The 26,138-nt window shown below is 71.7% G+C and carries 23 protein-coding genes; 16 read left to right on the forward strand and 7 right to left on the reverse strand.

The features are described from left to right. Window positions 1-106: 106 nt before the first annotated feature. Complete coding sequence (locus H293_RS0116950; protein WP_028807915.1) at window positions 107-853, reverse strand: 3-oxoacyl-ACP reductase family protein; 747 nt, start codon at window positions 851-853, stop codon at window positions 107-109. A 187-nt stretch (window positions 854-1,040) separates the two neighbouring features. Between H293_RS0116950 and H293_RS0116955 the strand changes: the two genes are divergently transcribed. Continuing rightward, complete coding sequence (locus H293_RS0116955) at window positions 1,041-1,430, forward strand: guanyl-specific ribonuclease (RefSeq protein ID WP_020119054.1); 390 nt, start codon at window positions 1,041-1,043, stop codon at window positions 1,428-1,430. Window positions 1,431-1,479: 49 nt separating this feature from the next. On the opposite strand, the gene H293_RS0116960 is transcribed toward H293_RS0116955, so the two are convergent. Beyond that, window positions 1,480-1,680, reverse strand: a complete 201-nt coding sequence (locus H293_RS0116960) for a hypothetical protein (protein ID WP_020119055.1) — start codon at window positions 1,678-1,680, stop codon at window positions 1,480-1,482. A gap of 169 nt (window positions 1,681-1,849) precedes the next feature. Between H293_RS0116960 and H293_RS0116965 the strand changes: the two genes are divergently transcribed. The 3 genes from H293_RS0116965 (at window position 1,850) to H293_RS0116975 (ending at window position 5,123) form a co-directional block, all read left to right on the forward strand. Beyond that, window positions 1,850-3,109 (forward strand): sensor histidine kinase, encoded by a 1,260-nt coding sequence (locus H293_RS0116965; RefSeq protein WP_020119056.1) that lies wholly within the window; start codon window positions 1,850-1,852, stop codon window positions 3,107-3,109. 82 nt (window positions 3,110-3,191) lie between these two features. Beyond that, on the forward strand, window positions 3,192-3,881 hold the full coding sequence (locus H293_RS0116970) for a response regulator transcription factor (RefSeq protein WP_020119057.1): 690 nt from the start codon (window positions 3,192-3,194) through the stop codon (window positions 3,879-3,881). 39 nt (window positions 3,882-3,920) lie between these two features. Continuing rightward, complete coding sequence (locus tag H293_RS0116975) at window positions 3,921-5,123, forward strand: cytochrome P450 family protein (protein WP_020119058.1); 1,203 nt, start codon at window positions 3,921-3,923, stop codon at window positions 5,121-5,123. A 70-nt stretch (window positions 5,124-5,193) separates the two neighbouring features. Here H293_RS0116975 and H293_RS0116980 read toward each other — a convergent pair whose 3' ends face one another. Continuing rightward, window positions 5,194-6,216, reverse strand: coding sequence for a Gfo/Idh/MocA family protein (locus H293_RS0116980; RefSeq protein WP_020119059.1), 1,023 nt, complete (start codon window positions 6,214-6,216; stop codon window positions 5,194-5,196). A 130-nt stretch (window positions 6,217-6,346) separates the two neighbouring features. On the opposite strand from H293_RS0116980, the gene H293_RS0116985 reads away from it, so the two are divergent. The 5 genes from H293_RS0116985 to H293_RS0117005 all read left to right on the forward strand — a co-directional run bounded on the left by H293_RS0116985 (window position 6,347) and on the right by H293_RS0117005 (window position 14,471). Then, window positions 6,347-7,084 (forward strand): GntR family transcriptional regulator, encoded by a 738-nt coding sequence (locus tag H293_RS0116985; RefSeq protein ID WP_199790169.1) that lies wholly within the window; start codon window positions 6,347-6,349, stop codon window positions 7,082-7,084. A gap of 116 nt (window positions 7,085-7,200) precedes the next feature. Further along, the gene (locus H293_RS0116990; protein ID WP_020119061.1) at window positions 7,201-8,349 is read left to right on the forward strand and encodes an ROK family glucokinase; all 1,149 of its coding nucleotides are present in this window, start codon (window positions 7,201-7,203) and stop codon (window positions 8,347-8,349) included. Next, complete coding sequence (locus H293_RS0116995) at window positions 8,346-8,930, forward strand: hypothetical protein (protein ID WP_020119062.1); 585 nt, start codon at window positions 8,346-8,348, stop codon at window positions 8,928-8,930. Before H293_RS0116990 ends, H293_RS0116995 begins: the two co-directional genes overlap by 4 nt. Window positions 8,931-9,015: 85 nt before the next feature. After that, window positions 9,016-11,898, forward strand: a complete 2,883-nt coding sequence (locus H293_RS0117000; protein WP_028807916.1) for a DEAD/DEAH box helicase — start codon at window positions 9,016-9,018, stop codon at window positions 11,896-11,898. A gap of 590 nt (window positions 11,899-12,488) precedes the next feature. Further along, window positions 12,489-14,471: an SWIM zinc finger family protein gene (locus H293_RS0117005; RefSeq protein ID WP_020119064.1), complete on the forward strand. Its 1,983-nt coding sequence runs from the start codon at window positions 12,489-12,491 to the stop codon at window positions 14,469-14,471. Window positions 14,472-14,714: 243 nt separating this feature from the next. Here H293_RS0117005 and H293_RS0117010 read toward each other — a convergent pair whose 3' ends face one another. Together H293_RS0117010 and H293_RS59185 are read right to left on the reverse strand one after the other, a co-directional pair. After that, the gene (locus tag H293_RS0117010; RefSeq protein ID WP_020119065.1) at window positions 14,715-15,416 is read right to left on the reverse strand and encodes a CBS domain-containing protein; all 702 of its coding nucleotides are present in this window, start codon (window positions 15,414-15,416) and stop codon (window positions 14,715-14,717) included. A gap of 109 nt (window positions 15,417-15,525) precedes the next feature. Then, complete coding sequence (locus tag H293_RS59185; RefSeq protein WP_199790170.1) at window positions 15,526-15,858, reverse strand: hypothetical protein; 333 nt, start codon at window positions 15,856-15,858, stop codon at window positions 15,526-15,528. 62 nt (window positions 15,859-15,920) lie between these two features. Here H293_RS59185 and H293_RS0117020 point away from each other — a divergent pair, with 62 nt between their 5' ends. The 6 genes from H293_RS0117020 (at window position 15,921) to H293_RS0117045 (ending at window position 21,546) form a co-directional block, all read left to right on the forward strand. Further along, window positions 15,921-16,946: a 6-phosphofructokinase gene (locus H293_RS0117020; RefSeq protein WP_020119067.1), complete on the forward strand. Its 1,026-nt coding sequence runs from the start codon at window positions 15,921-15,923 to the stop codon at window positions 16,944-16,946. 430 nt (window positions 16,947-17,376) lie between these two features. After that, complete coding sequence (gene pcaDC, locus H293_RS0117025; RefSeq protein ID WP_028807917.1) at window positions 17,377-18,699, forward strand: bifunctional 3-oxoadipate enol-lactonase/4-carboxymuconolactone decarboxylase PcaDC; 1,323 nt, start codon at window positions 17,377-17,379, stop codon at window positions 18,697-18,699. A gap of 33 nt (window positions 18,700-18,732) precedes the next feature. Continuing rightward, window positions 18,733-19,368, forward strand: a complete 636-nt coding sequence (locus H293_RS0117030; protein ID WP_020119069.1) for an MBL fold metallo-hydrolase — start codon at window positions 18,733-18,735, stop codon at window positions 19,366-19,368. 30 nt (window positions 19,369-19,398) lie between these two features. Next, window positions 19,399-20,178 (forward strand): exodeoxyribonuclease III, encoded by a 780-nt coding sequence (locus tag H293_RS0117035; RefSeq protein WP_020119070.1) that lies wholly within the window; start codon window positions 19,399-19,401, stop codon window positions 20,176-20,178. A gap of 87 nt (window positions 20,179-20,265) precedes the next feature. Then, window positions 20,266-20,673 carry a DUF6278 family protein gene (locus H293_RS0117040; protein WP_020119071.1) on the forward strand — a complete coding sequence of 136 codons (408 nt, stop codon included), beginning with the start codon at window positions 20,266-20,268 and terminating at the stop codon, window positions 20,671-20,673. 126 nt (window positions 20,674-20,799) lie between these two features. Further along, window positions 20,800-21,546 carry an amino acid ABC transporter ATP-binding protein gene (locus H293_RS0117045; protein WP_020119072.1) on the forward strand — a complete coding sequence of 249 codons (747 nt, stop codon included), beginning with the start codon at window positions 20,800-20,802 and terminating at the stop codon, window positions 21,544-21,546. Between the two features lie 170 nt (window positions 21,547-21,716). On the opposite strand, the gene H293_RS0117050 is transcribed toward H293_RS0117045, so the two are convergent. Continuing rightward, window positions 21,717-23,282 (reverse strand): CocE/NonD family hydrolase, encoded by a 1,566-nt coding sequence (locus H293_RS0117050; RefSeq protein WP_020119073.1) that lies wholly within the window; start codon window positions 23,280-23,282, stop codon window positions 21,717-21,719. Between the two features lie 116 nt (window positions 23,283-23,398). Next, on the reverse strand, window positions 23,399-24,160 hold the full coding sequence (locus H293_RS0117055) for a hypothetical protein (protein ID WP_020119074.1): 762 nt from the start codon (window positions 24,158-24,160) through the stop codon (window positions 23,399-23,401). Window positions 24,161-24,304: 144 nt separating this feature from the next. On the opposite strand from H293_RS0117055, the gene ggt reads away from it, so the two are divergent. Next, the gene (gene ggt, locus H293_RS0117060) at window positions 24,305-26,101 is read left to right on the forward strand and encodes a gamma-glutamyltransferase (RefSeq protein ID WP_028807918.1); all 1,797 of its coding nucleotides are present in this window, start codon (window positions 24,305-24,307) and stop codon (window positions 26,099-26,101) included. Window positions 26,102-26,138 lie beyond the last annotated feature (37 nt).

Here is a 26,138-nt window from a genome sequence, read left to right on the forward strand (position 1 = left end):
TCCTCGTATCCGCACGCCGGGCGGGCTGCTTTCAGCCCGCCCGGCGTGCGGGTAGTGGGAGCCTGGGAGCCGAGGCCTGACGGCAGCCCCGCACAAAGCCGCTACCTCACGCCGCGTGCCCCCCGTCGACCGAGAACTCCGCCCCGGTGACGTAGTCCGCTTCCGCCAGATACGCCACCATCGACGCCACTTCCTCCGCCGCCCCGAACCGCCCCGCCGCGGTCATCGCGGCCTGCCCCGCCGCGAACGGGCCGTCCCCCGGATTCATGTCCGTGTCGATGGGCCCGGGATGCACGATGTTCGCCGTGATCCCCCGCGCCCCCAGCTCACGCGCGAGGGCCTTCGTCAGCCCGATCAGCGCCGACTTGCTCGTCGCGTACAGGGTTCCGCCGGGGCCGGGCACCCGCTGGGTCATACAGCTGCCGATCGTGATGATCCGCCCTCCGTCCCGCATCCGGGCGGCCGCCGCCTGAGAGGCCAGGAACACCCCGCGCACATTGACGGCCAGCACCCGGTCGACCTGCGCGAGGGACAGCTCGCCCAACGGCCCGAGCACCCCCACGCCCGCGTTGTTCACGAGTACGTCCAGTCCACCGAGCGCCTCAGCCGTACGCGGCACCGCCCCCGCCGCCTCCTCCGGGTCCGCGGAGTCCGCCCGCAGGGCGACGGCCCGCCTCCCCAGCGCCTCGACCCGCCGTACGACGTCCGAGGCCGCCTCCTCGCCGCCCACGTACGTCACGGCCACATCCGCGCCCTCCCGCGCCAGCCGCACCGCCGTGGCCGCGCCGATCCCCCGGCTGCCCCCGGTGACGAGCGCGACCTTGCCGTTCAGAGTTCCGTGAGTCGTTGTCATGACACCCATCCCACCGGCCCGGCCCCCGAACCGCCGGCGGTGAACGGACAGGGACCTCAGCTGCCGCAGCGGTGCTCGTGAAGACGCCGGGCGGCAGGTTAACTCCCTGAAAACACATCGGACTTGACGGGAAAATCCACGGAGTTGTCATTGACATGCCATGGTCTACGCGCGTCATCATGAAGGCATGAGATTCCCCCCACGGATCACTCGCATCGGCGCCGCTGCCGCCGTCCTGTCCGCCCTCCTCGTCGGCGGTACGGTCACCACCGCCACCCCGGCGGCCGCCGCCGTCGGCAGCATCTGTTACACCAAGCTGCCCTCCCAGGCGTACGACACCCTGGACCTGATCGAGCAGGGCGGCCCCTACCCCTACTCGCAGGACGGCGTCGTCTTCCAGAACCGCGAAGGCGTCCTGCCGAGCCAGTCGACCGGCTACTACCACGAGTACACGGTGATCACGCCGGGCTCCTCCACGCGCGGAGCACGCCGGATCGTCACCGGTGAGAAGACCCGGGAGGACTACTACACGGCGGACCACTACGCCACGTTCAACCTCGTCAACTACGGCTGCTGACAAGGTCGTAGCGGCCGGGAGAACGGCGCGACCAGCAGGAGGCCCGCGTTCAGCCCGACCTCCGGCTCTCCGCGGCGGCGAACAGTGCGAACGCCAGCACGATCAGGGCGACGCTCGCGTAGATCTCGTAGCCGTCGAGGAAACCGATCCGCTGGACGAGGCCGACGTGCCAGTCGGTGAACTCGTGCAGCAGACCCGCCCCGCCCTGCACCAGGGCGAGGAAGCCGAGCAGTTCCAGCAGTTGCTTCATGGGAACACCCTCGCCCCGCGGCACCCCCACCGACATCGGCCGCGGGGCGAACCCCGTCCCACCGAAGCATCGGTCCGACGCGGCCGCCCGCGCCGAAAGTCTGCGGTGCCGCGACTTTGGTCGCCGATCCCGGTCACGGGGAGGTGTGCCCGGGCCTCACTGCGTAGATTTGTCGACCGTGAGCGCTGACGAGACGGTTCCCGAACCCCCGGCCTTCCCCGGCCGGCGCTGGCTGCTGCCGTCCGCCGTGATCCACGAGTTCGACCCCGCCGCCGCGCGGCCCGGACGGCGGCCGCGGCGCACCGCGCGCGACTGGCTCGTCGACTTCTCCTGCTTCCTCCTGGCAGTCTTCGTCGGCCTGATCGCGGCGGACGCGGTGGGTGACAACCCGCATGTGTCGCACACCGCGGCCGAGCTCGACCAACTCCTCGGCGCGCTCGCCTGCGCGGCCGTGTGGCTGCGCCGCCGCTGGCCCTTAGGCCTCGCCCTGGCCACGATCCCGCTCGGGGTGCTCTCCGACACCGCCGGCGGCGCCTGCCTGATCGCCGTCTTCACCCTCGCCGTACACCGCCCCCTCCGGTACGTCGCCTGGGTGGCCGGCCTCAACATCGCCGCGGTCCCCCTCACCTTCCGGCTGCGGCCCGACGCGGACCTGCCGTACCTCGTCTCGGTCGTCCTCACCGCGGTCCTGGTCGCCGCCGTCGTCGGCTGGGGTCTGCTCGTACGGGCCAAACGGCAGCTCATGTTCAGCCTGCGCGACCGCGCCCGGCGCGCCGAGACCGAGGCGCGGCTACGGGCCGAGCAGGCGCAGCGGCTCGCCCGCGAGGCCATCGCGCGCGAGATGCACGACGTCCTCGCGCACCGGCTGACCCTGCTCAGCGTCCACGCGGGCGCCCTGGAGTTCCGGCCGGACGCGCCCCGGGAGGAGGTCGCCCGGGCGGCCGGCGTCATCCGGGAGAGCGCGCACGAGGCGCTCCAGGACCTGCGGGAGATCATCGGCGTGCTGCGGGCCGCGGATCACGACGACACGGGCCGCCCCCAGCCGACCCTCGCCGCGCTCGACACCCTGGTAGCCGAGTCCCGTGAGGCCGACATGAAGGTCGTCCTCGACAGCCGGGTCGCCGACCCCGCCGCCGTGCCCGCCTCCGTGGGCCGCACGGCCTACCGCATCGCCCAGGAGAGCCTCACCAACGCCCGCAAGCACGCCCCCGGCACGGAGGTCACGGTCACCGTCACCGGCGGCCCGGGCGAGGGCCTGGCCGTGACCGTCCGGAACCTCCCGCCCGAGGGCGAGGTGCCGCACGTCCCCGGCTCGGGCCAGGGCCTGATCGGCCTCACCGAGCGCGCCACGCTCGCCGGGGGCCGGCTGGAGCACGGGGTGGAGAAGGACGGGGCGTTCGCGGTGCGGGCGTGGCTGCCGTGGGGATGACGGTCCGGGGCGTCGCCGGAGGTGCAACTCGCCCGCCCGCAAGGTTGATTGCGCCCCGCCTCCGCGTGGTTACGTAGGGCCCATGACTGTGATCAGACTGCTCCTCGTCGACGACGACCCCCTGGTGCGGGCCGGTCTTTCCCTGATGATGGGCGGAGCCGAGGACATCGAGATCGTCGGAGAGGCGGCGGACGGCACCGAGGTCGAGGCCGCCGTCGACCGGACCCGCCCGGACGTCGTCCTCATGGACATCAGGATGCCGGCGGTGGACGGCCTCACGGCCACCGAGCGGCTGCGCGGCCGCCCCGACGCCCCGCAGGTCGTCGTCCTGACCACCTTCCACGCCGACGAGCAGGTCCTGCGCGCCCTGCGCGCGGGTGCCGCCGGATTCGTCCTCAAGGACACCCCGCCCGCCGAGATCCTCGCCGCCGTCCGCCGGGTCGCGGCCGGCGATCCCGTCCTGTCGCCCACCGTCACCCGTCAGCTGATGGCCCACGCGGCCGGCACCGCCGCCGACACCCGACGGGCACGCGCGCGTGAGCGCGTCGCCGCCCTCAACGACCGCGAACGCGAGGTCGCCCTCGCCGTCGGCCAGGGCCTGTCCAACGCCGAGATCGCCGCCGCCCTCTACATGAGCGTGGCCACCGTCAAGACGCACGTGTCCCGCGTCCTGGCCAAGCTCGACCTCAACAACCGGGTGCAGATCGCGTTGTTGGCCTACGACGCGGGACTGCTGGAGCCCGCCGAGGAACGCGAGTCGAACGGGCACTAGTCGCGGTCGCCGGGCGTTGACGGGGTGAAAGGGGAGTTCATGGCCGAAGCAGTGATCGATCTGGGGGAGTACGGCGACGCGTTCCGAGTCGATCCGCACCCGGTGTACGCCCGGTTGCGCGGTCTCGGCCCCGTGCACCGGGTGCGCCCGCCCGGCTCCGACGCCGACTACTCGACCTGGCTCGTCGTCGGGCACGAGGAGGCGCGCGCGGCCCTCGCCGATCCGAGACTGTCCAAGGACGGCCGCAGGATCGGCATGGTGTTCGACGGCGAGGGACTGATCGGCCGCCATCTGCTCGGCAGCGACCCACCCGAGCACACCCGGCTGCGCGGCCTGGTGTCCCGCGCCTTCACCATGCGCCGGGTCGAGCAACTGCGGCCCAGGATCCAGCGGATCACCGACGACCTCCTCGACGCGATGCTGCCGCACGGCCACGCCGACCTGGTGCAGTACCTCGCCTATCCGCTGCCGATCACCGTGATCTGCGAACTCCTCGGCGTACCCGAGATGGACCGCACCGAGTTCCGGAAGCTGTCCACGGAGGTCGTGGCACCCACCAGCCCGGAGAGCTCGTACGACGCCGTCCGGCGCCTCGGCGCGTACCTGACGGAGCTCATCGAGGACAAGCGGTGCGCCGGACCGAGCGACGACCTGCTCGGCGACCTCATCCGCACCACCGCCGAGGACGGCGACCGGCTCTCCCCGTCGGAACTGCGCGGCATGGCCTTCCTGCTGCTGATCGCGGGCCACGAGACCACGGTCAACCTCATCACCAACGGCGTGCACGCCCTGCTCACCCACCCCGACCAACTCGCCGCCCTGCGCGCCGACATGAGCCTCGTCGACGGCGCGGTCGAGGAGACGCTGCGCTATGAGGGCCCGGTGGAGAACGCGACCTTCCGGTACGCCGCCGAGCCCCTTGAGATAGCGGGGCGGACCATAGCCAAGGGCGACCCGGTGATGATCTGCCTGAGCGCGGCCGACCGCGACGACTCCCGTTACCCGGCCCCGGACCGCTTCGACATCCGCCGCGACCCCCGCGGGCACCTCGCGTTCGGCCACGGCATCCACTACTGCCTGGGCGCCCCGCTGGCCCGCCTGGAGGCCCGCACGGCGATCCGGGCCCTGCTGGAGCGCGCCCCCGCCCTCGCACTCGACGGGCCCACGGGGGAGTGGTTGCCGGGAATGCTGATCAGGGGAGTGCGGAGCCTGCCGGTCCGGTGGCAGGACTCGACGGCGTGAGGACGGTACGGCGGCACAGGGGGAGGTCAGCAGGGGCGTGCCGGGGCGCGGCCGGGCGGGCCGGCCGGGCTCAGAACCCGGCCGCGCTCGTGCCGCCCGGGAGCTCCGCCAGCCGTACGGCCCTGCGCTCGCGCCGGGACACCTCGCACGCCTCGGCGATCCTTAGCGCCTGCAACGCCTCGCGCCCGTCGCAGGGGTTCGCCCTCTCGCCCCGGACCACCTCGATGAACGCGTCCAGCTCGGCCTCGTACGCCGGTCCGAACCGCTCCAGGAACCCCGTCCACGGCTTGTCCGCCGCCGGCGGCCCCGTGGGCTCGGTGGACGCGATGGGCGTGCGGTCGTCCAGGCCCACCACGACCTGGTCCAGCTCCCCGGCCAGCTCCATGCGCACGTCGTACCCGGCGCCGTTCAGCCGTGTCGCCGTGGCGGTCGCGAGGGTCCCGTCGTCGAGGGTGAGCACGGCCGCCGCGGTGTCGACGTCCCCGGCGGCCCGGAACATCGGCGGCCCGGCGTCGGACCCGGCCGCGTACACGTCGACGATCTCGTGCCCGGTCACCCAGCGCAGCATGTCGAAGTCGTGGATCAGGGTGTCCCGGTACAGACCCCCGGACAGCGCCAGCCACTCCGCCGGCGGCGGCGCCTGGTCGGAGGTGAGCGCCCGCACGGTGTGCAGCCGTCCGAGCCGTCCCGAGCGCACGGCCTCCCGCGCGCCGGTGTAGCCCGCGTCGAAGCGGCGCTGGAAACCCATCTGGAGAATCGTCCCGGCGGTTTCCACCTCGGCGATGGCCTGCAGCGTGCCGGGCAGGTCGAGTGCGATGGGTTTCTCGCAGAACACCGGCAGTCCCGAGCGCGCCGCCCGGCCGATCAGCTCTGCGTGGGCCGAGGTCGCGGTGGTGATCACCACAGCGTCCACGCCCCACTTGAAGATCTCGTCGACGCCGGGGGCAGCGGTCTCCCCCAGCCGGTGCGCGAGCTCCTGGGCCCGTGCGCCGTCCGCGTCCGTGAGGATTAAGGAACCGACCTCCCGGTGACGGCTGAGCGTGTTCGCATGAATGGTGCCGATGCGGCCCGTCCCTATGACCCCGATGCGCATGTGAACAAAGTGTGGTCGCGAACCCCATGCTGTCAATGCGTATGTCCGGACAATCTGACTACACGACTTCCCGTCAACAGCGCGCGGAGCTACGCTCGGGCCCGTGCCGAAACCAGGAGTGGACCCGACCGTGACGCTCGAGCTCAGTGTGGACCGCAGCAGCCCGGTGCCGTTGTACTTCCAGCTGTCCCAGCAGCTGGAGGCCGCGATCGAACACGGCACGCTCACCCCCGGCAGCCTGCTGGGCAACGAGATCGAGCTCGCCGCCCGGCTCGGCCTGTCCCGGCCCACCGTCCGCCAGGCCATCCAGTCGCTCGTCGACAAGGGCCTGCTCGTGCGCCGCCGTGGAGTCGGCACCCAGGTCGTGCACAGCCAGGTCAAGCGCCCGCTGGAGCTGAGCAGCCTCTACGACGACCTGGAGGCGGCCGGCCAGCGCCCCGCGACGAGGGTCCTCGTCAACACGTTCGTCTCCGCCACCGCCGAGATCGCCGCCGCGCTCGGCGTCGCCGAGGGCAGCGACGTGCACCAGGTCGAACGCCTGCGCCTGGCCCACGGCGAGCCGATGGCGTACCTGTGCAACTACCTCCCGCCGGCCCTCCTCGACCTGGACACCGCGCAACTGGAGACCACGGGCCTCTACCGCATGATGCGAGCTGCCGGCATCACCCTCCACAGCGCCCGCCAGACGATCGGCGCGAGAGCGGCCACAGTGGATGAGGCGGACCGCCTGGCGGAACAGGAGGGCGCCCCCCTGCTCACCATGCAGCGGGTCACCTTCGACGACACGGGCAGAGCAGTCGAGTACGGCACGCATACATACCGCCCAACGCGCTACTCCTTCGAATTCCAGCTCCTGGTGCGCCCTTAGGGGCGCGGGGAAGGCGCGCTCAGCCCCCCACGCACCCGCACCCGGCAACGAATCGCGCATGCCCCTCGGCTCCCCCGTTCGGCACCCCGCGTGAGCGTGCGGCAGAATCGGGGCCGATGAGCACCTACGGCAACTTCAGCGCCCCCATAGGCTCCCGCCGCGCCCCCGCCCTGCGGACCGTCGGCACGCGGGAACGCCGCTCACACCTGACCGCACCCCGCGTGCCGACAGTGGGCATCGACATCGGCGGCACCAAGGTCATGGCGGGTGTCGTCGACGCCGACGGCAACATCCTGGAGAAGGTCCGCACGGAGACCCCGGACAAGTCCAAGAGCCCCAAGGTCGTCGAGGACACCATCGTCGAACTGGTCCTCGACCTGTCCGACCGCCACGACGTCCACGCGGTCGGCATCGGCGCGGCCGGCTGGGTCGACGCCGACCGCAACCGCGTGCTGTTCGCCCCCCACCTGTCCTGGCGCAACGAGCCGCTGCGCGACCGCATCGCCGGCCGCCTCGCGGTCCCCGTCCTCGTGGACAACGACGCCAACACCGCCGCCTGGGCCGAGTGGCGCTTCGGCGCGGGCCGCGGCGAGGACCACCTCGTCATGATCACGCTCGGCACCGGTATCGGCGGCGCGATCCTGGAGGACGGCCAGGTCAAGCGCGGCAAGTACGGTGTCGCCGGCGAGTTCGGCCACATGCAGGTCGTCCCCGGCGGCCACCGCTGCCCGTGCGGCAACCGCGGCTGCTGGGAGCAGTACAGTTCCGGCAACGCGCTGGTCAGGGAGGCCAGGGAGCTGGCCGCCGCCGACTCCCCGGTGGCGTACGGGATCATCGAGCACGTCAAGGGCAACATCGCCGACATCACCGGCCCGATGATCACCGAGCTGGCCCGCGAGGGCGACGCGATGTGCATCGAGCTGCTCCAGGACATCGGCCAGTGGCTCGGTGTCGGCATCGCGAACCTCGCGGCCGCCCTCGACCCCTCCTGCTTCGTCATCGGCGGAGGCGTCAGCGCGGCCGACGACCTGCTGATCGGCCCCGCGCGGGACGCGTTCAAGCGCCAGCTCACCGGCCGCGGCTACCGCCCCGAGGCCCGTATCGCCCGCGCCCAGCTCGGCCCCGAGGCCGGTATGGTCGGCGCCGCCGACCTCGCCCGCCTGGTCGCCCGCCGCTTCCGGCGCGCCAACCGGCGCCGGGTGGAGCGGCACGAGCGCTACGAACGGTACGTGGAGGCCCGTCGTACGTCCCGGGACACCGCATGACGGCCTCCCTGCCGCGCCAGGCCTCGGCGCCCCCCGGTGAACCGGAGCGTCCCACCGAGGACCGCCGCCACCGGAACCGCCGCCGGGCGATCACGCTGCTCATCATCGGCCTGCTCATCGGCGTCCCGGCGGGCTATCTGGTGATCTCCGCCAACCAGAGCCGCGACAGCGGCAAGGACAAGGAGGCGAAGTACTCGGCGACGGGCCTCACGCCCGACTGGCCGTCCAAGGTCCAGCGCCGCCTCTACCAGGTGCCCGTGCCGCACCCCGCCGACCTGGTCGCCTCCTACGAGACCAACAACTGGAAGACCAGCCGCCTCTACGTCCAGTTCCGGACGACCGACGCGGGCCTCGCCGCCTTCCTCACCGGCATGGGCGTCAGCCGCGCCGACCTCAAGAAGAACGACATCACCATCAGCGGGCGCGACCAGAAGGTCAGCGGCTGGAAGTTCGACGGCCCCCGGTCCTGGTGGGGCCTGACCCACCCGCAGAAGGACCCGGCGCCCACCCAGGACGTCATGGTCAACCTGACCGTCCCGAACGCCCCGAAGGTGTACGTCGTCTCGCGCACGGTTCCCTGACCAGGTCGCCGGAGCCGATTGTCAGACCCCGCCCGTAGAGTCGAAGACGACTGATCCGACATGTGGGCGGGAGGTGACAGGACGTATGAGCGACAGGGCCATGGTGGCCGAGCGCGGGGCTGAGCCCAGGCGCGAGCAGCAGGGGGCGGCGGCCGTCCCCGTCCGGCTCGTCGCCGTCTTCCTGCCCGCGCCCCTTCCCCGCGAGGGCCGTATCGCGTTCTGGGACCCCGAGGGCGCCCCCCTCCCGGCCGAGAGCCCCGACGCCGGCATCCCGTCCCCCGAGCGCACCGAGCTCACCGTCGTACGACCGCACGGAGCCGGAGTCCGGCGCCGGGCCGTCCCCGCCCTCTCGCTCCCTGTCGCCGAAGCGTTGCCGCTGCTCGTCCGGGCCCGGCGCGACCCCGCCGCCCATCCCGCCACCGCCTGCTGGGGCGCCGCCGCCCTGCACGCGCTGCGGCTCACCGCCCGCGGCCGCCTGCTGCCCGGACTCACCGTCACCGGCCACGACGCCTGGCGGGCCGGGCCCCTGGACCCTGAGGACATCGCCCACCTGCGCGCGGTCGCCGCCGCCCTGCCCCACGAGGGCCACGCGGTCCCGCTGCCCGGCCCCGGCCCGCTCCGGCTGCCGGAGCCGGAAGCACTGATGCGCTCCTTCCTGGACGCGGTCGCCGACACCCTGCCCCGCACCCCCGCGGCCCCCTACGCCTCCGGCAAGCCCTTCGCCGCCCGAGCGCCGCAGCGGCTGCCGCACGCGCAGGACTGGGCCGCCGAGGTCGCCGCCGGCATGGACGCGGGCGTGCGGATCTCACTCCGCCTGGACCTGTCGGCGTACAACCTGTTCAACGCCGAGGCGGACGGCGTGCGCAGTGCCGGCGCCGCGATCGTCCAGGTGCACAGCCTCGCCGACCCGACCCTGGTGACCGACGCGGCGGCCCTGTGGGCGGGGGACGCCGACGCCGTCTTCGGGCCACGCGCTCGCGTGGACGCGGCTCTCGCCGTGCGGCGCGCGGCGCGCGTCTGGCCGCCCCTGGACCGGCTCTCCGAGCAGGACGTGCCCGACGTACTGGCCCTGTCCGACGAGGAGTTGGGCGACCTCCTCGGCGTGGCCGCGACCCGGCTCGCGGCGGCCGGAGTGGCCGTGCACTGGCCGCGAGACCTGGCCCAGGACCTCACCGCGGCGGCGGTCGTACGCCCCGCGCCGGGCTCGGCGACCGACGGCACCGGATTCTTCGAGAGCGAGGAACTCCTGCAGTTCCGCTGGCAGTTGGCGATCGGCGGCGACCCGCTCAGCGAGGCCGAGATGGACGCGCTGGCCGAGGCCCACCGCCCCGTCGTCCGCCTCAGGGACCAGTGGGTGCTGGTCGACCCCGCCCTCGTCCGCAAGGCCCGCAAACGCGAACTGGGCCTGCTCGACCCGGTCGACGCGCTCTCCGTGGCGCTGAGCGGCAGTGCGGAGGTCGACGGCGAGACGGTGGAGGCGGTGCCGGTCGGCGCGCTCGCCGCCCTGCGCGACCGCCTGACCACCGGAGTGCGGCCCGCCGAGCCACCCGCGGGTCTGCACGCCACCCTCCGCGACTACCAACTCCGGGGCCTGGCCTGGCTGGACCTCATGACCTCCCTCGGCCTCGGCGGCTGCCTCGCCGACGACATGGGACTCGGCAAGACGATCACCGTCATCGCCCTGCACCTGCGGCGGGCACGCCGCGAACCGACCCTCGTCGTCTGCCCCGCCTCGCTCCTGGGCAACTGGCAGCGGGAGATCACCCGGTTCGCGCCGGGCGTCCCCGTCCGCCGCTTCCACGGCACCGAGCGCAGTCTTGACGACCTCGACGGCGGCTTCGTCCTCACCACGTACGGCACCATGCGGGCGGCTGCGGCGAGGCTGGCCGAACAGCGCTGGGGCATGGTCGTGGCGGACGAGGCCCAGCATGTGAAGAACCCGTACTCGGCCACCGCCAAAGCCCTGCGCACGATCCCGACGCCCGCGCGCGTGGCCCTGACCGGCACCCCGGTCGAGAACAACCTCTCGGAGCTCTGGGCCCTGCTCGACTGGACCACCCCCGGACTCCTCGGCCCGCTCAAGTCCTTCCGTGCCCGGCACGCGCGCGCGGTGGAGAACGGCGAGGACGAGGAGGCGGTGACCAGGCTGGCCCGCCTGGTCCGCCCGTTCCTGCTGCGCCGCAAGAAGTCCGACCCCGGGATCGTGCCCGAGCTGCCGCCCAAGACCGAGACCGACCACCCCGTCCCGCTCACCCGCGAGCAGGCCTCGCTGTACGAGGCGGTGGTGCGCGAGTCGCTGCTGGCGATCGAGACGGCGCAGGGCATCGCGCGCAGGGGCCTGGTGCTGAAGCTGCTGGGCGCGCTGAAGCAGATCTGCGACCATCCCGCGCTGTACCTGAAGGAGGAGGTCCCGCCGACGGCCGGCGAGCGCCTGGTCGCCCGCTCCGGCAAACTGGCCCTGCTGGACGAGCTGTTGGACACCCTGCTGGCGGAGGACGGTTCGGCCCTCGTCTTCACCCAGTACGTGGGGATGGCCCGCCTGATCACCGCCCACCTCGCCGCCCGCGCCGTCCCGGTGGACCTGCTGCACGGCGGGACGCCGGTGCCGGAGCGCGAGCGCATGGTGGACCGCTTCCAGAGCGGCGCGATCCCGGTGCTCGTCCTGTCGTTGAAGGCGGCGGGCACCGGCCTCAACCTCACCCGAGCCGGTCACGTCGTCCACTTCGACCGCTGGTGGAACCCGGCCGTCGAGGAACAGGCCACCGACCGCGCCTACCGCATCGGCCAGACCCAGCCCGTCCAGGTCCACCGGCTCATCACCGAGGGCACCGTGGAGGACCGCATCGCCGAGATGCTCGAATCCAAGCGCGCCCTCGCCGACGCGATCCTCGGCTCCGGCGAGTCCGCCCTCACGGAACTCACCGACCGCGAACTGACCGACCTGGTCTCCCTCCGGAGGCCGTCATGACCCCGGGCCCCGCCGACGAGGCCCGCCGGGCCCTGCGGGCGGCACGGGAGCGGGCGGCCGGAGAGACGAGCGAGGATGGGGAACCGGTGGTGGGGGCGGCCGACGATTCCGCGGCGTCGGGTGCGGGGCACTTCGCGGCTGAGGAGGGCGGTGGCCCGGCTGTGCGGGAGGTCGGCAACTCTGCGGCGTCCGAAGCCGGGAGCTCGGCGGCTGGGGGGATCGGGGACCGTGCCGAGCAGAGTGCGGGTGGTGGTGTCGCGCAGGGGGCGGAGGGCCGCGCGGCTGAGGAGATCGGCGACCCGGGCACGAGCGGGACGGGACTCGATCGCGCTCGCGCGCAGAGTTCGGAGAGGCACGTAACCGAGGGACCCGGGAGCTCTGCGGCGGGCCGGGTGATGCAGGGCGCCGGGCGCCCTGCCGTCGAGAGAGGGGGCAGCCCCTCGGGGCAGGAAGAGAGCGGCACTGCAGCGCAGGGCGCAGGGAGCGCGGCCACGGGTGCGCAACGTTCGGCGGCGGAGGGTGCAGTTCTCCGGGGGGACGCAGACGCCGATGGGTCGGGTACCGCCGGCGGGCAGCACAAGGAGGGCGCGGTGCCCGGGAGCGCCGTGACCGACCCCGCCCCGGCCGAGCCCCGGCCAGGTGACGCGGCTCGCGCGGCCCTGCGGGAAGCTGCCGCGGCACGGCGTGCCGCGCTCGCGGACGGTGCCACGGGCCGGTCCGAGACGGGCGCCGACCGTGATTCCTCCGAACCCGTCAACCCCGCGCAGTCCCATGCACCCCGACCGGAGGCTGTCGCGGCTCGGCATGACACGAGCGGGGAACCCGACGTGGCCGCCGCCCCCGCCGCCCCCACCGCCTCCGTCGAACCCAGCGGTGAGGAAACGGATCGCGTCGCCGAGGCGGCGTCTCCGGTCGCGGACGCCGGCGAGGGCGCATCCGCGGGGCGTTCCGGGGTGCGGCCCGCCGATGCGGCACGCGAAGCACTGCGCGCCGCACGCAAGCGGCGCGCGGACGCCGAGGCCGCAGAAGCGGAGGCCGCTCTCGCACGTCGGCCGCGCAGGACCACCCCGACCGCGCCCCGGGACCGGAGCCGTACGCCGAGTACGGCCGCCGGCGTCCGGGCGCGTGACGTACGGGAGTTGCTGGCCGACGCGTTCCGCATGCCCGACGACATGCCCCAGCCCGGGGAGGAGCACGAGGACGAGGACCGGGAGAAGGACCAGGAGAGGGCCAAGGACAACAGCCTTACGCAGCAAGGCGGTTTTCTTCTGGACGCAGCCACCCCGACCTCCCCCCGACACCCCCACTCCATGGCCGCCCCCAACCGGGACAACGACCTGCGTCGCACCTTCCCCGCCTTTCCTGCCCACGCTTCCGAGGACGCCCGGTTCGCCGCCACCTGGTGGGGCAACGCCTGGGTCACCGCGCTGGAGGAGGGCGCGCTGGACGCCAAGCGGCTGGCGCGGGGCCGTGGTTATGCCGAGCAGGGGAATGTGGACGCGATCACCGTGACGCCCGGGCTCGTGCTCGCCTATGTGCAGGGCAGCCGCGCCCGGCCGTACCGCGTGCAGGTGCGGTTGCGGACGCTGGGGGACGCCGACTGGGACCGGTTCCTGGACCTCGCCGCCGACCGGACCGGACACATCGCCGCCCTGCTCGACAGGGAGATGCCCGAGGCGTTGGCCGAGTGCGGAGTGCCGTTGCTTCCCGGCCCCGGCGATCTCGAACCGCAGTGCAGCTGCCCCGACCGCGGTCACCCCTGCAAACACGCCGCCGCCCTCTGCTATCAGACGGCACGTCTGCTCGACGCCGACCCCTTCGTCCTGCTCCTGCTGCGCGGCCGGGGCGAACGCGAGCTGCTAGACGCCCTGTCCCGCCTCAGCGCCGCCCGCGCGGCGCGTGCCGCCCAGGGAAAGGAGCCGACGCCGCTGCCCGGCGTACGGGCCGGCGAAGCGCTTGTTCCGCGCCGGCTCCCGCCGCTTCCGGCCCCGTTGCCCGTCCCTCCGCACCCGGAGCAGCCCCCGGCCTATCCCGCGTCCCCGGGCGGCCCGGACCCCTTCGCCCTGGACCAGCTGGCCACCGACGCGGCCGCCCGCGCTCACGCCCTGCTCGGCACCGGCCGCGACCCGGTCGGCGAACTCACCCTGTGGCAGGACGCGGTCCGCCTCGCCGCCGCCCGCCCCGGTTCCGGCCTCACCGCCGGTACCCGATCCCTCTACGCCTCCCTCGCCGCGGCAACCGACCGCACCCCGGCCGACCTGGCCCGCGCGGTCGCCGCCTGGAGGCAGGGCGGGCCCGAAGGACTGGCCGTCCTCGAAGAACCCTGGGACCCGCCGGCCGGCCGCTTCGACCGCGCCCGCCCCCTCCTCCTCGCCGCGGACCTCCCCGCTTTCCGCCCCTGGCGCAACCACCTGACCCACCCCCGCGGCCACATCCAACTCCGCCTCGGCCGCGACGGCCTGTGGTATGCCTACGAGTCCGAACCGGGCCACGACGACTGGTGGCCCCGCGGCACCCCCGACCTGGACCCGGTCGGCGCCCTCACAGGCCTCGGCACAACCGCCGACCTCTGACCCGACTGTCCCGCCCGCCCCCGCCCTCCACCCGTCCCGGGACCCCGCGTCACCTCGCAGCACCCGCACAACACCCATGATCTCCGCGGCCTGGCTGGGCGACGTCCACTGCTCCGTGGTGCGCACGATTTCCTTGAAGGGCGCGTCGCGTCCGACGGCCACGACCGTGGGTCATCACATCGCTCACGTTGTACGTGACCCCCGGGCACTTCCGGCCGCCTGGTCTCGTGTTCGTCCTCCGGCTCATGTGGCCAGTCCGGCGCGGCGCGACGCCTCCGGCTCCCCGACGGCGGAGACGTCGTCCACCCGGTGGTGCAGCTCCGCGGAGACATCGACGACCCCGTCCACGCCCTGGCACAGGCGTATGACCACCGGGACGAGCGATGTGCGCTCGACGGTGCCTTTCAGCGATACCCGGCCGTCGATGACCCGTACGGTGACCGTGCCAGGCGCGATCCCGAGCGTGCGCAGGAGCACCTCTCCCGAGATCTCCTCCCGGATGGCGCTGTCGCCCCGCAGGAAAATCCGGAGCAGATCGGCCCTGCTGACCAGACCGATCAGCCTGTCGTCCTCGTCGACCACCGGCAGCCGTTTGATGTGGTGGCGCTCCATGACCTGGGCGGCCTCCACAGCCGTCCACTGCGGTCTGGCTGTCACGGCCGGGCTGTTCATCAGTTCCTCGGCGGTGGTGGCCTCGGCCTTCGCACGGTCGGCAGGCCCGGGGCGCAGGACCGGCAGCAGGCCCGCCGGATCCAGCTGGGCTGCCTCCTTGCGCAGCAAGTCCGCCTTGGAGACGACGCCCACGGCGTGTTCCTCGTCGTCCACCACCGGTACGGCGGTGATGTCGTGCTCGGCCAGCAGCTTGGCGATCTCTTTGAATCCGGTGTCCCGGCGCACCTTCACGACCGATGCGGTCATGAGCTCGCTCACGGTCCGGTGCCACATGGCGCCCGCCTCCTCGTGTCGCGTGCGTTCCTTCTTCCACCCTCCGCCCGGTGGGCGTGAGCCGCATGGGCCGGACGGTCCCTACGGCACGGCAATGTGGCGACGGTCTTCACCCCGCTCTCCACGCCGCCGCGTCGTGCGGACCGGTGTCCTCCCGGGCACGCGACAGCGGACCGAAGTCGATCTCCTCGACCGAGGCCGTGGGAACACCGGCGTCCACCAGCCGGCGGCAGTGCCCGGCGACCGCCGGCACGGCGTCGGCCAGGGCGACGGTCTTCTCCAGCCCGCAATGCGCGTCCCGTTCCGACGGGGAGCCCGGCCGGTCGGCCTCGGCCAACACCGCACCCCTTCGCGGCGCCGTTCCCACCCGGATCTCCGGCCGCCCGGTGCCCGGCACCGGTACGTCCCGGGAGGAGTCGCACGCTGGGTCGCTGTCGCTCACGATGGAGGGAGAGCCGCAAGGCGTTGCCGCGACGTCACGTCGTGCGGAGAAGGGAAGAAGCCATGCGGGTTGGAGTACTGACCGGCGGCGGTGACTGTCCCGGCCTCAACGCCGTGATCCGCAGCGTCGTCCGCAAGGGCATCCAGGAGTACGCCTTCGACTTCGTGGGCCTGCGCGACGGCTGGCTCGGTGCGCTACGGGGCGATGTCGTGCCGCTGGACATCGCGAGCGTGCGGGGAATACTGCCCCGTGGCGGAACCATCCTCGGTTCCTCCCGCACCAACCCGTTCAAGCACGAGGACGGAGTGCGGCGCATACAGGAGACCCTTGCCGCGCACGAGGTCGACGCTCTCGTCGTGATCGGCGGCGAGGACACGCTCGGGGCAGCCGGTGAGCTGAGCAGGCAGGGACTCCGTCTCGTCGGCGTACCGAAGACCATCGACAACGACGTGTCGGGCACCGACTACACCTTCGGTTTCGACACCGCGGTCGGCATCGCGACCGAAGCCATCGACCGCCTCCACACCACCGCGGAGTCGCACATGCGGACCCTGGTCGTGGAGGTGATGGGGCGGCATTCCGGCTGGATCGCCCTGCACGCCGGTGTCGCGGGCGGCGCCAACGCGATCCTCATCCCGGAGCGGCCGTTCGACATCGATCAGGTCTGTGCGTGGGTGCAGAGCCGATTCAGGTTCAACTACGCGCCGATCGTCGTCGTCGCGGAGGGAGCCGTACCCAAAGAGGGCCAGATGATCCTGAAGGACCGGTCGCTGGACGAGTACGGCCATGTACGGCTGTCCGGCATCGGCGAGTGGCTGGCCCAGGAGATCTCGAAGCGCACCGGCAAGGACGCCCGCACAACGGTCCTCGGCTACATCCAGCGCGGCGGTACTCCGAGCGCCTTCGACCGGTGGCTTGCCACGCGCTTCGGTCTGCATGCCGTGGATGCCGTCAAGGACGGCGAATTCGGCACGATGGTGGCACTTCGCGGCACCCGGATCGTCCGTGGCCCCCTCCCCGACGCCGGTGCGAGGACGAAGGTGGTGGATCCCTCCCTCTACGACGAATTCGGGGTGTTCTTCGGCTGACCCCTTTGCTGCCCAGCCGTCCCGTCGCGCCCTCCTGGCGGCTCTCCACCCTCACCAGATCAAGGTGGCTCCTACCAGGAAAAGTCACAGCTTGTTCACCGTGTGGTGTTCAGGTTGCGGGTCGGTGAGATTCCGGAGGGCTTCCAGGCGCGTCATGCCGATCCCCGGGGACGGCACCTTACGCTTTGCCGCAACCCGGACCACCTGGAAGCCGTGCCGGAGAAAGGAAGCTCTGCGGCGCGGGGGACCGGGACAGCGCGCGGGCCAGGAGGACGCACTGTCCCCACGGCCACGCGTGCACGCCGGAGAACTCGTATCCGGATCCCCGAGCGTTCCGGCAGTGCCGGACGTGTCGCGCCGGGCGGGTCAAGAGCCGCCGGGTTCCCCCCGGCCTGTGTGAGATTTCGTGACACGTGAGAGGGTCTGAGGCGTGAGTGAGACACCGTCGAACACCCTGCAATACCGCTTTGACGGGCCAGAAGAGGCTCCCGTCCTGATCCTCGGTCCCTCACTGGGTACCACCTGGCACATGTGGGACCGCCAGGTCCCCGAACTGGTCAAGCAGTGGCGCGTCTTCCGGTTCGACCTGCCGGGGCACGGCGGCGCGCCCGCCTACCCGGCGGGTTCGGTCGGCGACCTCACCGACCGGCTGCTCGCCACGCTCGACCGGTTCGGGGTGCAGCGCTTCGGCTACGCGGGCTGTGCGCTCGGCGGTGCGGTCGGCATGGAGCTGGCGCTGCGCCACCCGGAGCGCCTCGCCTCGCTCGCGCTGATCGCCGCCTCGCCCCGCTTCGGCACGGCCGACGAGTTCCGCCAGCGCGGGGTGATCGTACGGACGAACGGGCTCGATCCCATCGCCCGTACCTCGCCCGACCGCTGGTTCACCTCGGGGTTCGCCGCCGCCCAGCCCGCGATCACCGAGTGGGCCGTGCAGATGGTGCGCACCACCGACCCCGGCTGCTACATCGCGGCCTGCGAGGCGCTGGCCGCCTTCGACGTACGGGCCGACCTCGCGAGCGTCGGCGTGCCGACCCTGGTCCTCGTCGGCTCCGACGACCAGGTCACCGGTCCCGCGGAGGCCCGAACTCTGGTCGCGGGCATCCCGGACGCCCGGCTCGCCGTGGTGCCCGGCGCCTCCCACCTGGTGCCGGTCGAGCAACCCGCCGCCGTCACCGACCTGCTCGTCAGACACTTCTCCACCGCCTGGCAGCCCGCCTTCGACTCCAGCACCGGCCAGACCGCGATCCCCGGCGCCCCGCTCAACCCCGTCAACCCGGCTCTCATGGCCGCGCCACCGCACGCCGCGCCACCGCACCCGGTGCCCATCGCCGAGATCGCCCCGGCCGCCCCGGCCCCTCAGTCGGCCGGCCGCGCCGATCCGTACGACACCGGCATCAAGGTGCGCCGCGAGGTGCTCGGCGACGCGCACGTCGACCGGGTACTGGCGCAGGCCGACGACTTCTCGGCCGACTTCCAGGAGCTCCTCACCCGCTACGCCTGGGGCGAGATCTGGGACCGGCCCGGGCTCGACCGCCGTTCCCGCAGTGTCGCCACCCTGACCGCGCTGGTCGCGGGCGGACACCTGGACGAGCTCGCCTCGCACACCCGGGCCGCCCTGCGCAACGGCCTCACGCCCTCCGAGATCAAGGAAGTGCTGCTCCAGGCGGCCGTGTACTGCGGAGTCCCGGCGGCCAACAGCGCCTTCAAGGTGGCCCAGCAGGTCATCCGCGAGGAGACCACCCCCACCGAGTGAGCCGGTCACATCGCCCAGGGGCAGGATGGACCCATGAAGCTCACGAAGATGTCGCACGCCTGTGTCCGTCTGGAGAAGGACGGGCAGACGCTCGTCCTTGACCCCGGGACCTTCAGCGAGGAGGACGCAGCCCTCGGGGCGGACGCGATCCTGGTCACACACGAGCACCTGGACCACTTCAACGAGGAACGACTGCGGAAGGCCCTGGACGCCAACCCGGCCGCCGAGATCTGGACCCTGAGGTCGGTCGCCGAGAAGATCACGGCCGCCTTCCCGGGGCGTGTGCACACCGTCGGCCACGGCGACACGTTCACGGCCGCCGGGTTCGACGTGCAGGTCCACGGCGAACTGCACGCGGTGATCCACCCGGACATCCCACGCATCACCAACGTCGGCTACCTCGTCGACGGCGGCAAGGTCTTCCACCCCGGCGACGCCCTCACCGTCCCCGACCACGCCGTGGAGACGCTGATGCTTCCCGTCATGGCCCCCTGGAGCAAGATCTCCGAGGTCATCGACTACGTCCGTGAGGTCAAGCCCCAGCGCGCCTACGACATCCACGACGCCCTCCTCACCGACCTCGCCCGCCCGATCTACGACAATCAGATCGCCGCCCTCGGCGGCGCGGAGCACCTGCGGCTGAAGCCGGGGGAGAGCACGGCTCTGTGAGTGTCAGTGCCGCCCGGTAGGTTGTGAGGCATGCGCATCGCGACCTGGAACGTCAACTCGATCACCGCTCGTCTCCCGAGGCTGCTGGCCTGGCTGGAGAGCACCGGCACCGATGTGCTGTGCCTCCAGGAGGCCAAGGTCGCCGAGGAGCAGTTCCCGTTCGACCAGCTGCGCGAGGCGGGCTACGAGGCGGCGGTCCACGCGACAGGGCGGTGGAACGGCGTGGCGGTGATCTCCCGGGTGGGCCTGGAGGACGTGGTCAAGGGCCTGCCCGGCGACCCCGGCTACGACGGCGCCCCGGAGCCCCGCGCCATCTCCGCGACCTGCGGTCCGGCCCGCGTCTGGTCGGTCTATGTGCCGAACGGCCGCGAGGTCGACCACCCGCACTACGCCTACAAGCTCCAGTGGTTCGAGGCCCTCAAGGCCGCTGTCGCCGGTGACGCGGCGGGCAGCCGGCCCTTCGCGGTCCTGGGCGACTACAACGTGGCGCCGACGGACGACGACGTCTACGACGTGGCCGCCTTCGAGGGCCTCACCCACGTCACCCCGGCCGAGCGCGCCGCCCTCGCCTCCCTGCGCGAGGCGGGCCTGTCGGACGTGGTCCCGCGGCCCCTCAAGTACGACCACCCGTTCACGTACTGGGACTACCGCCAGCTCTGCTTCCCCAAGAACCGCGGCATGCGCATCGACCTGGTGTACGGCAACGAGTCCTTCGCGAAGGCCGTCACCGACGCCTACGTCGACCGTGAGGAGCGCAAGGGCAAGGGCGCCTCCGATCACGCGCCGGTGGTCGTCGATCTGGACGTCTAGGTCTCAGGACACCCTGTGCGAAGCCTTCGGGAAACCAGGGCCGCGCGCCTGTGGTGCATGCGGCCGGGTGAGTGACACGCTGGGTGTATGAAGATCCCTTTTCTGGGCGGCTGGAGTGAGAAACCGGGGACCCGCGACCCCGAGGGCATCGCCGAACTCCTCTCCGAGTGCGAGCTCCTGCGCTCCCACGCCTCCCGTTCGGGTGTCCAACTGGACGACACGGCGGCCTCGTTGGAGGCGCTCGACCAGCTGGTGCCGGGCTGGCGGGACGACGAGGAGATCCTGCTCTGGCTCGGTAACGACGCCGGGCTCTATCTGGGCACGGTCATCGTACGCACCGTCCCCGGGGCGGCCTGGGATCTGCGCTCGGACGGCCAGCCCGTGATCCGGCTGCGGTCGGGGCGTGAGTTCGACGTCGTGGCCTCCGGTCATGAGTGGGCCGCGAGCGGGGTGCCCGAGTTGTCCCAGCTCTACGCGGAGGTCGCCGAGGAGTGAACCCATGGCCGTAAGCACGGCGTAAATACGGCTAATGACCGAAAAGTGCGTGTCGTTCCTCAAGTGCGATCTTGCCTCGATAAGTTGCGGCAACCACGACACAGCTGAGAGTGAGTAGGGCTGGGCATGGCCGTCGTCGATCCGTTGATCGAACTGCGTGACGTCAACAAGTACTACGGGGAGCTGCATGTCCTGCAGGACATCAACCTCACCGTCGGCAAGGGGGAGGTGGTCGTGGTCATCGGCCCTTCGGGGTCGGGCAAGTCCACGCTCTGCAGGACGATCAACCGCCTGGAGACCATCAAGTCCGGTTCCATCACGCTCGACGGGCAGCCGCTGCCCGAGGAGGGCAAGGCCCTCGCGAAGCTCCGTGCCGAGGTCGGCATGGTCTTCCAGTCCTTCAACCTGTTCGCCCACAAGACGGTCCTGCAGAACGTCTCGCTGGCCCAGGTCAGGGTCCGCGGACGCAAGAAGGACCAGGCCGACCAGCGCTCCCGTCAACTCCTCGACCGGGTGGGCCTCGCCGACCAGGCCGACAAGTACCCGGCCCAGCTCTCCGGTGGTCAGCAGCAGCGCGTGGCCATCGCCCGCGCCCTCGCCATGGAGCCCAAGGCCCTGCTGTTCGACGAGCCCACCTCGGCCCTCGACCCGGAGATGATCAACGAGGTGCTGGAGGTCATGCAGCAACTGGCCCGGGAGGGCATGACCATGGTCGTCGTCACCCACGAGATGGGCTTCGCCCGCTCGGCCGCCAACCGCGTGGTGTTCATGGCCGACGGCCGCATCGTCGAGGACCGCTCCCCCGACGACTTCTTCACCAACCCGGACAGCGAGCGCGCCAGGGACTTCCTCTCCAAGATCCTCAAGCACTGAGGGAGGCGACCGCCATGTCTTCGAGCCTCGACTACGATGGTCCGTTCACCCCCACGGTGACGGCGACCGAGCCTCCAGGGACGCTGCTGCCTGGTGGGGGTCCCCCCACGGCCCGTCAGCCGTAGGGGGCAGCAGTCACAGAGCCCTACCCGCCCGGCGCCGGCCGGAGATCACTGCTCGCGCAGCGGAATCGACACGTACGACGGGTCGTTCGCCGGTGAGGAGAAGGTCAGCTGAGCGCCGGACGGGTTGTGCTCGATGTAGAGCGGGTCGACCGTGTCGACCACCAGGGCCAGACGGTGCCCTGCCGGGACGTCGTAGGCCGTGGAGAACAGCTGCAGGTCGACGCCGAACGGCTTCCCGGGCGTCTGTCCGTGGAAGGTGAAGGGCGCGTTGGAGACCAGCTTGCCGAGGCCGAGCGGCCCCACGTCGTACAGGTAGGCGACGAGGGTGCCGCTCTCCTTGGTGGGGGTGACCGTGGTGTGCAACTTCGCGGTGCCGCGCACCTGTTGGGCGGTCGGGTACTTCTCCGACTGCCATACGGCGGCCCAGCGGCGGGGGAGCAGGGGGATCGAGGCGACCGGGGGAGCCTGGGCGATCTGGTCGAGGATGCTGGACAGGAAGACGATCCCGCCGTCCGCGCCCGAGTCCACGTTGGTGTGGATCGTGGTGGTGCCCGAGAGAGCGATCTTCTTGCGGGTCGCGACGATCGACTTCCAGTCCGGGTACCCCTCGTAGCCGCCCCCGGACCGGGACTTGAGCTGGACCGGCTGCTCACGGTCGATGCCGTTGTCCGCGCCCTTGAGGTAATGGTCGAACCAGCGCCCGGTGTCGGTCCACACGTCGTTGGGAAGGCCGAACAGGCCGGTCAGCTCGGCGGTGGCGTGGTCGCCGGGGCGCAGCTCCAGTCTCTTCGGGCCGGTCAGCTTCTCGTAGAAGTCCGCGTACTGGTTGGGGGAGAAGACCGTGTCGCCCCACGCGTTGGCCATCATGACCGCCGTGCCGTACTCGTTCAGTTGGTCCACGTAGGTAACGGCCGAACGTTTCTTCCCCCAGTCGATCATCTCCTGTTCCTTCGACAGGTTCGACGCGTAGAAGTTGTCGAAGATCTGCCGGATCTCGGCGCTCTGGCGGCCGGTGACCAGGCTCGCGCCGTCCAGCACGGCCCCGGCCTCGATGTGCTGGGTGCGGCCGGAGTAGATCGAGTCGATCAGGTCGGCCCAGCCGCTGAGGGCGGCCACGGCCTTGACGCGCTTGTCGTGCGCGGCGGCGAGCAGGCTGATGCCGGCGCCGTAGGAGACGCCCGCCATGCCGATGTGCTGTGCGTCCGCGGGGGTGTTGGCGAGCGCCCAGTCGATGACCTTGGACGCGTCGGCGGTGTCGGGCGGGCCCGCGACTTCTATCTCCCCGCCCGACTGCCAGAAGCCCCGGACGTTGTAACTGACCACGATGTAACCGGAGTTGGCGAGCTTCTGGGCCTGGGCGAGGTACTCGACCTGGGGGAGGCCCCAGCTCGTGGGCAGGACGAGCAGCGGGTAGCGCCGGGTGCCGTCGGAACCGGCGGGCGTGACGACGTTCGCCTTGAGGACGGTTCCGCCGTCACCGGCGATGTCGACGAAGCGGACGGGGTTCGCTGCCTGGGCGGCGGGGGCGAGTCCGAGGGCGCTACCGGCGATCAGAGTCGCGGAGACGGCGCCCACGGTCGTCGTACGCAGGGCCTTGCGAGGGTGTCCCACGGGTCACTCCCTACTCGTGTCAATGCAAAGTGACCCGACGGTAACCTCGACGTCTTACCAGAGGTAACCCGTCGGTAAGTTACGTGGGAGTAACGATTGTTGTGGTGTGAATCAATTCAGGAGGCGCGGTGGGAGTTGCGTGGAGCCGCGGGCGTCGGCAGCGGCGTCTGGGCCGCGCGCGTCACGTCCGCGACGAGTTCGGCGACATCGGGGCCGTACGCCTGTGAGTTGACCACCTTCAGCAGGAGGACGAAGGAGTTGTCGCCGTACTTGCGGAACAGCCGCTCGTGATTGCGGGCCAGGTAGCGGGTCGCGGCCTGGTTGGTGATCGCGGTCTGACCGCAGAACAGGAAGACGGGCCTGGTCAGGCCGGGCTGTCCGGCGGTGAGACGGGCGAGCAGGACGTACTCGGACACCCCCTTCTCCAAGAGGTAGCGCTCGCTGCCGATCTGGTACGTCATGCGGATCGGGCCGGGTTCCGACGGATCGACGGTCACCAGCACCCCCGGCAGCATGGCGGCAATGTGCGCCATCATGCGCCGGTTCGACGTGGGGCCGCCGACGCAGAACTCCGTGCGCTCCCCGAAGCCCTGCCGGGCCGCGTCCTGGGTGATCACCTCGGCGTGTGCGCCGCAGTCCTTGATGAGGGCGGAGAGTTCGAGCAGCGCGAACACGTCGTAGCGGTGTACCGCGAGTTCGCTGCTGCCCGCGTCCCGGTTCACGACCAGCAGTGACTCGGAGTTGTCCGGCAGCCCGAAGAACGCCTGCTTGCGGCGGAGTTTCCGCTTCCACAGGTACGTCCGGGCGAGCCAGCCGAGCGTGGCGCTGATGCCCGCCGCCACCACCCCCAGGACGATGTTGCGCACGTCGTCTGTCATGGGCGCGCATGTTAGCGGGCCGACACGACTCCTACGTACCGGTGTTCGAAGTGTGGCATTCGCATGACACCTGGCCCGAAGAGGGGTGTCGGGGCCACGGCGATGTGGTTACGCTGCGCGGACGGTCCTGGACTGGAGGTACGGATGCGTCGCCCTGTCGCACGGAAACTGTCGGTGCTGGCGGTTTCGGCCGCCGTGGTGTCGGTGGGGGCGGCAGCACCGCCGCAGGCCACCTCGACACCCGAGAAAGTACCCGTCGCCGTCGGCTACGGCGGCGCCGTCTCCAGCGTCGACGCGGACGCCTCCGCCGCCGGCATCGAGGTGCTGAGGAAGGGCGGCAACGCGGTCGACGCGGCCGTCGCCACCGCCGCCGCGCTCGGTGTCACCGAGCCGTACTCCTCCGGCATCGGCGGGGGCGGCTACTTCGTCTACTACGACGCCAAGTCCCGTACGGTCCACACGATCGACGGCCGCGAGACGGCACCGCTGACCGCCGGCACCGACCTGTTCCTCGAGAACGGCAAGCCGCTCGCGTTCGCCGACGCCGTCAGCAGCGGGCTGAGCATCGGTACCCCCGGCACGCCCGCCACCTGGGCCACGGCGCTGGGCCAGTGGGGCAGCAGACCGCTCGGCAGCGTCCTGAAGCCCGCCGAGCGGATCGCCCGGGACGGGTTCACGGTCGACGACACGTTCCGCTCGCAGACCGCGTCCAACGAGACGCGGTTCCGGTACTTCCCGGACACCGCGAAGCTGTTTCTGCCCGGCGGGCAGCTGCCGGTCGTCGGCTCCACCTTCAAGAACCCCGATCTCGCCCGCACCTACCAGCAGTTGGGCCGCAAGGGCGTCGGTGCGATCTACCACGGCGACCTCGGCGACGACATCGTCGACACCGTGAACAACCCTCCGGTGGACCCGAGTTCGGGGTGGAAAGCCCGTCCCGGGGACCTCTCGGAGAAGGACCTCGCCGCCTACCGGGCCAAGCTCCAGAAGCCGACCAAGACCTCCTACCGAGGGCTCGGCGTCTACTCCATCGCGCCCTCCTCCTCCGGCGGCACGACGGTCGGTGAGGCCCTCAACATCCTTGAGCACACCGACCTTTCCAAGGCCAGTGAGGTCCAGTACCTGCACCACTACATCGAGGCCAGCCGGATCGCCTTCGCGGACCGGGGGCGCTGGGTCGGCGACCCCGCCTTCGAGGACGTACCGACGAAGGGGCTGCTGTCGCAGAAGTTCGCCGACTCGCGGGCCTGCCTGATCAAGGACGACGCGGTGCTCACGAGTCCGGTGGCACCGGGAGACCCGCGGCATCCCGGGGCCTGCACGGACCGGGGCACCGCGGCTCCGACGACGTACGAGGGCGAGAACACCACGCATCTGACGGTGGCCGACAAGTGGGGGAACGTCGTCTCCTACACCCTGACCATCGAGCAGACCGGCGGCAGTGCGATCACCGTTCCCGGGCGTGGGTTCATTCTCAACAACGAGCTGACGGACTTCTCCTTCGCTCCCGCCAACCCGGCCGTCCACGACCCGAACCTGCCGGGGCCCGGCAAACGGCCGCGGTCCTCGATCTCGCCGACGATCGTGCTCGACCGGCACAACCAGCCTGTGGTCGCGCTGGGTTCGCCCGGTGGGGCGACCATCATCACGACCGTGCTCCAGGTGCTGACCGAGTTCGTCGACCGCGGGCTGCCGCTCGTGGACGCGATCGCGGCGCCTCGGGCGAGTCAGCGGAATGCTGCGCAGACCGAGCTGGAGCCGACGTTGTACAGCAGTGGGGAACGGTCCCAGCTGGAGGCCATCGGGCACTCGTTCAAGCTGAATCCGGAGATCGGGGCGGCGACGGGTGTGCAGCGGTTGCCGGGTGGGAAGTGGCTCGCGGCTGCTGAGACCGTTCGTCGGGGTGGGGGATCTGCGCAAGTGGTGTACCCCGCGCCGTAGTCGTCCTCAGGCGCGCGGGGGCTCGTCGCGCCCCGCG

It is taken from the genome of Streptomyces canus 299MFChir4.1, assembly GCF_000383615.1.
Classification (GTDB): Bacteria; Actinomycetota; Actinomycetes; order Streptomycetales; family Streptomycetaceae; genus Streptomyces; species Streptomyces canus_C.

Excerpts from the sequence above, each read along its gene's own strand:
- H293_RS0116950 (WP_028807915.1), bottom strand. The coding sequence starts at position 853 with ATGACAACGACTCACGGAACTCTGAACGGCAAGGTCGCGCTCGTCACC.
- H293_RS0116955 (WP_020119054.1), top strand. The coding sequence starts at position 1,041 with ATGAGATTCCCCCCACGGATCACTCGCATCGGCGCCGCTGCCGCCGTC.
- H293_RS0116960 (WP_020119055.1), bottom strand. The coding sequence starts at position 1,680 with ATGAAGCAACTGCTGGAACTGCTCGGCTTCCTCGCCCTGGTGCAGGGC.
- H293_RS0116970 (WP_020119057.1), top strand. The coding sequence starts at position 3,192 with ATGACTGTGATCAGACTGCTCCTCGTCGACGACGACCCCCTGGTGCGG.
- H293_RS0116975 (WP_020119058.1), top strand. The coding sequence starts at position 3,921 with ATGGCCGAAGCAGTGATCGATCTGGGGGAGTACGGCGACGCGTTCCGA.
- H293_RS0116980 (WP_020119059.1), bottom strand. The coding sequence starts at position 6,216 with ATGCGCATCGGGGTCATAGGGACGGGCCGCATCGGCACCATTCATGCG.
- H293_RS0116990 (WP_020119061.1), top strand. The coding sequence starts at position 7,201 with ATGAGCACCTACGGCAACTTCAGCGCCCCCATAGGCTCCCGCCGCGCC.
- H293_RS0116995 (WP_020119062.1), top strand. The coding sequence starts at position 8,346 with ATGACGGCCTCCCTGCCGCGCCAGGCCTCGGCGCCCCCCGGTGAACCG.
- H293_RS0117000 (WP_028807916.1), top strand. The coding sequence starts at position 9,016 with ATGAGCGACAGGGCCATGGTGGCCGAGCGCGGGGCTGAGCCCAGGCGC.
- H293_RS0117010 (WP_020119065.1), bottom strand. The coding sequence starts at position 15,416 with ATGTGGCACCGGACCGTGAGCGAGCTCATGACCGCATCGGTCGTGAAG.
- H293_RS0117020 (WP_020119067.1), top strand. The coding sequence starts at position 15,921 with ATGCGGGTTGGAGTACTGACCGGCGGCGGTGACTGTCCCGGCCTCAAC.
- H293_RS0117030 (WP_020119069.1), top strand. The coding sequence starts at position 18,733 with ATGAAGCTCACGAAGATGTCGCACGCCTGTGTCCGTCTGGAGAAGGAC.
- H293_RS0117035 (WP_020119070.1), top strand. The coding sequence starts at position 19,399 with ATGCGCATCGCGACCTGGAACGTCAACTCGATCACCGCTCGTCTCCCG.
- H293_RS0117040 (WP_020119071.1), top strand. The coding sequence starts at position 20,266 with ATGAAGATCCCTTTTCTGGGCGGCTGGAGTGAGAAACCGGGGACCCGC.
- H293_RS0117045 (WP_020119072.1), top strand. The coding sequence starts at position 20,800 with ATGGCCGTCGTCGATCCGTTGATCGAACTGCGTGACGTCAACAAGTAC.
- H293_RS0117055 (WP_020119074.1), bottom strand. The coding sequence starts at position 24,160 with ATGACAGACGACGTGCGCAACATCGTCCTGGGGGTGGTGGCGGCGGGC.
- ggt (WP_028807918.1), top strand. The coding sequence starts at position 24,305 with ATGCGTCGCCCTGTCGCACGGAAACTGTCGGTGCTGGCGGTTTCGGCC.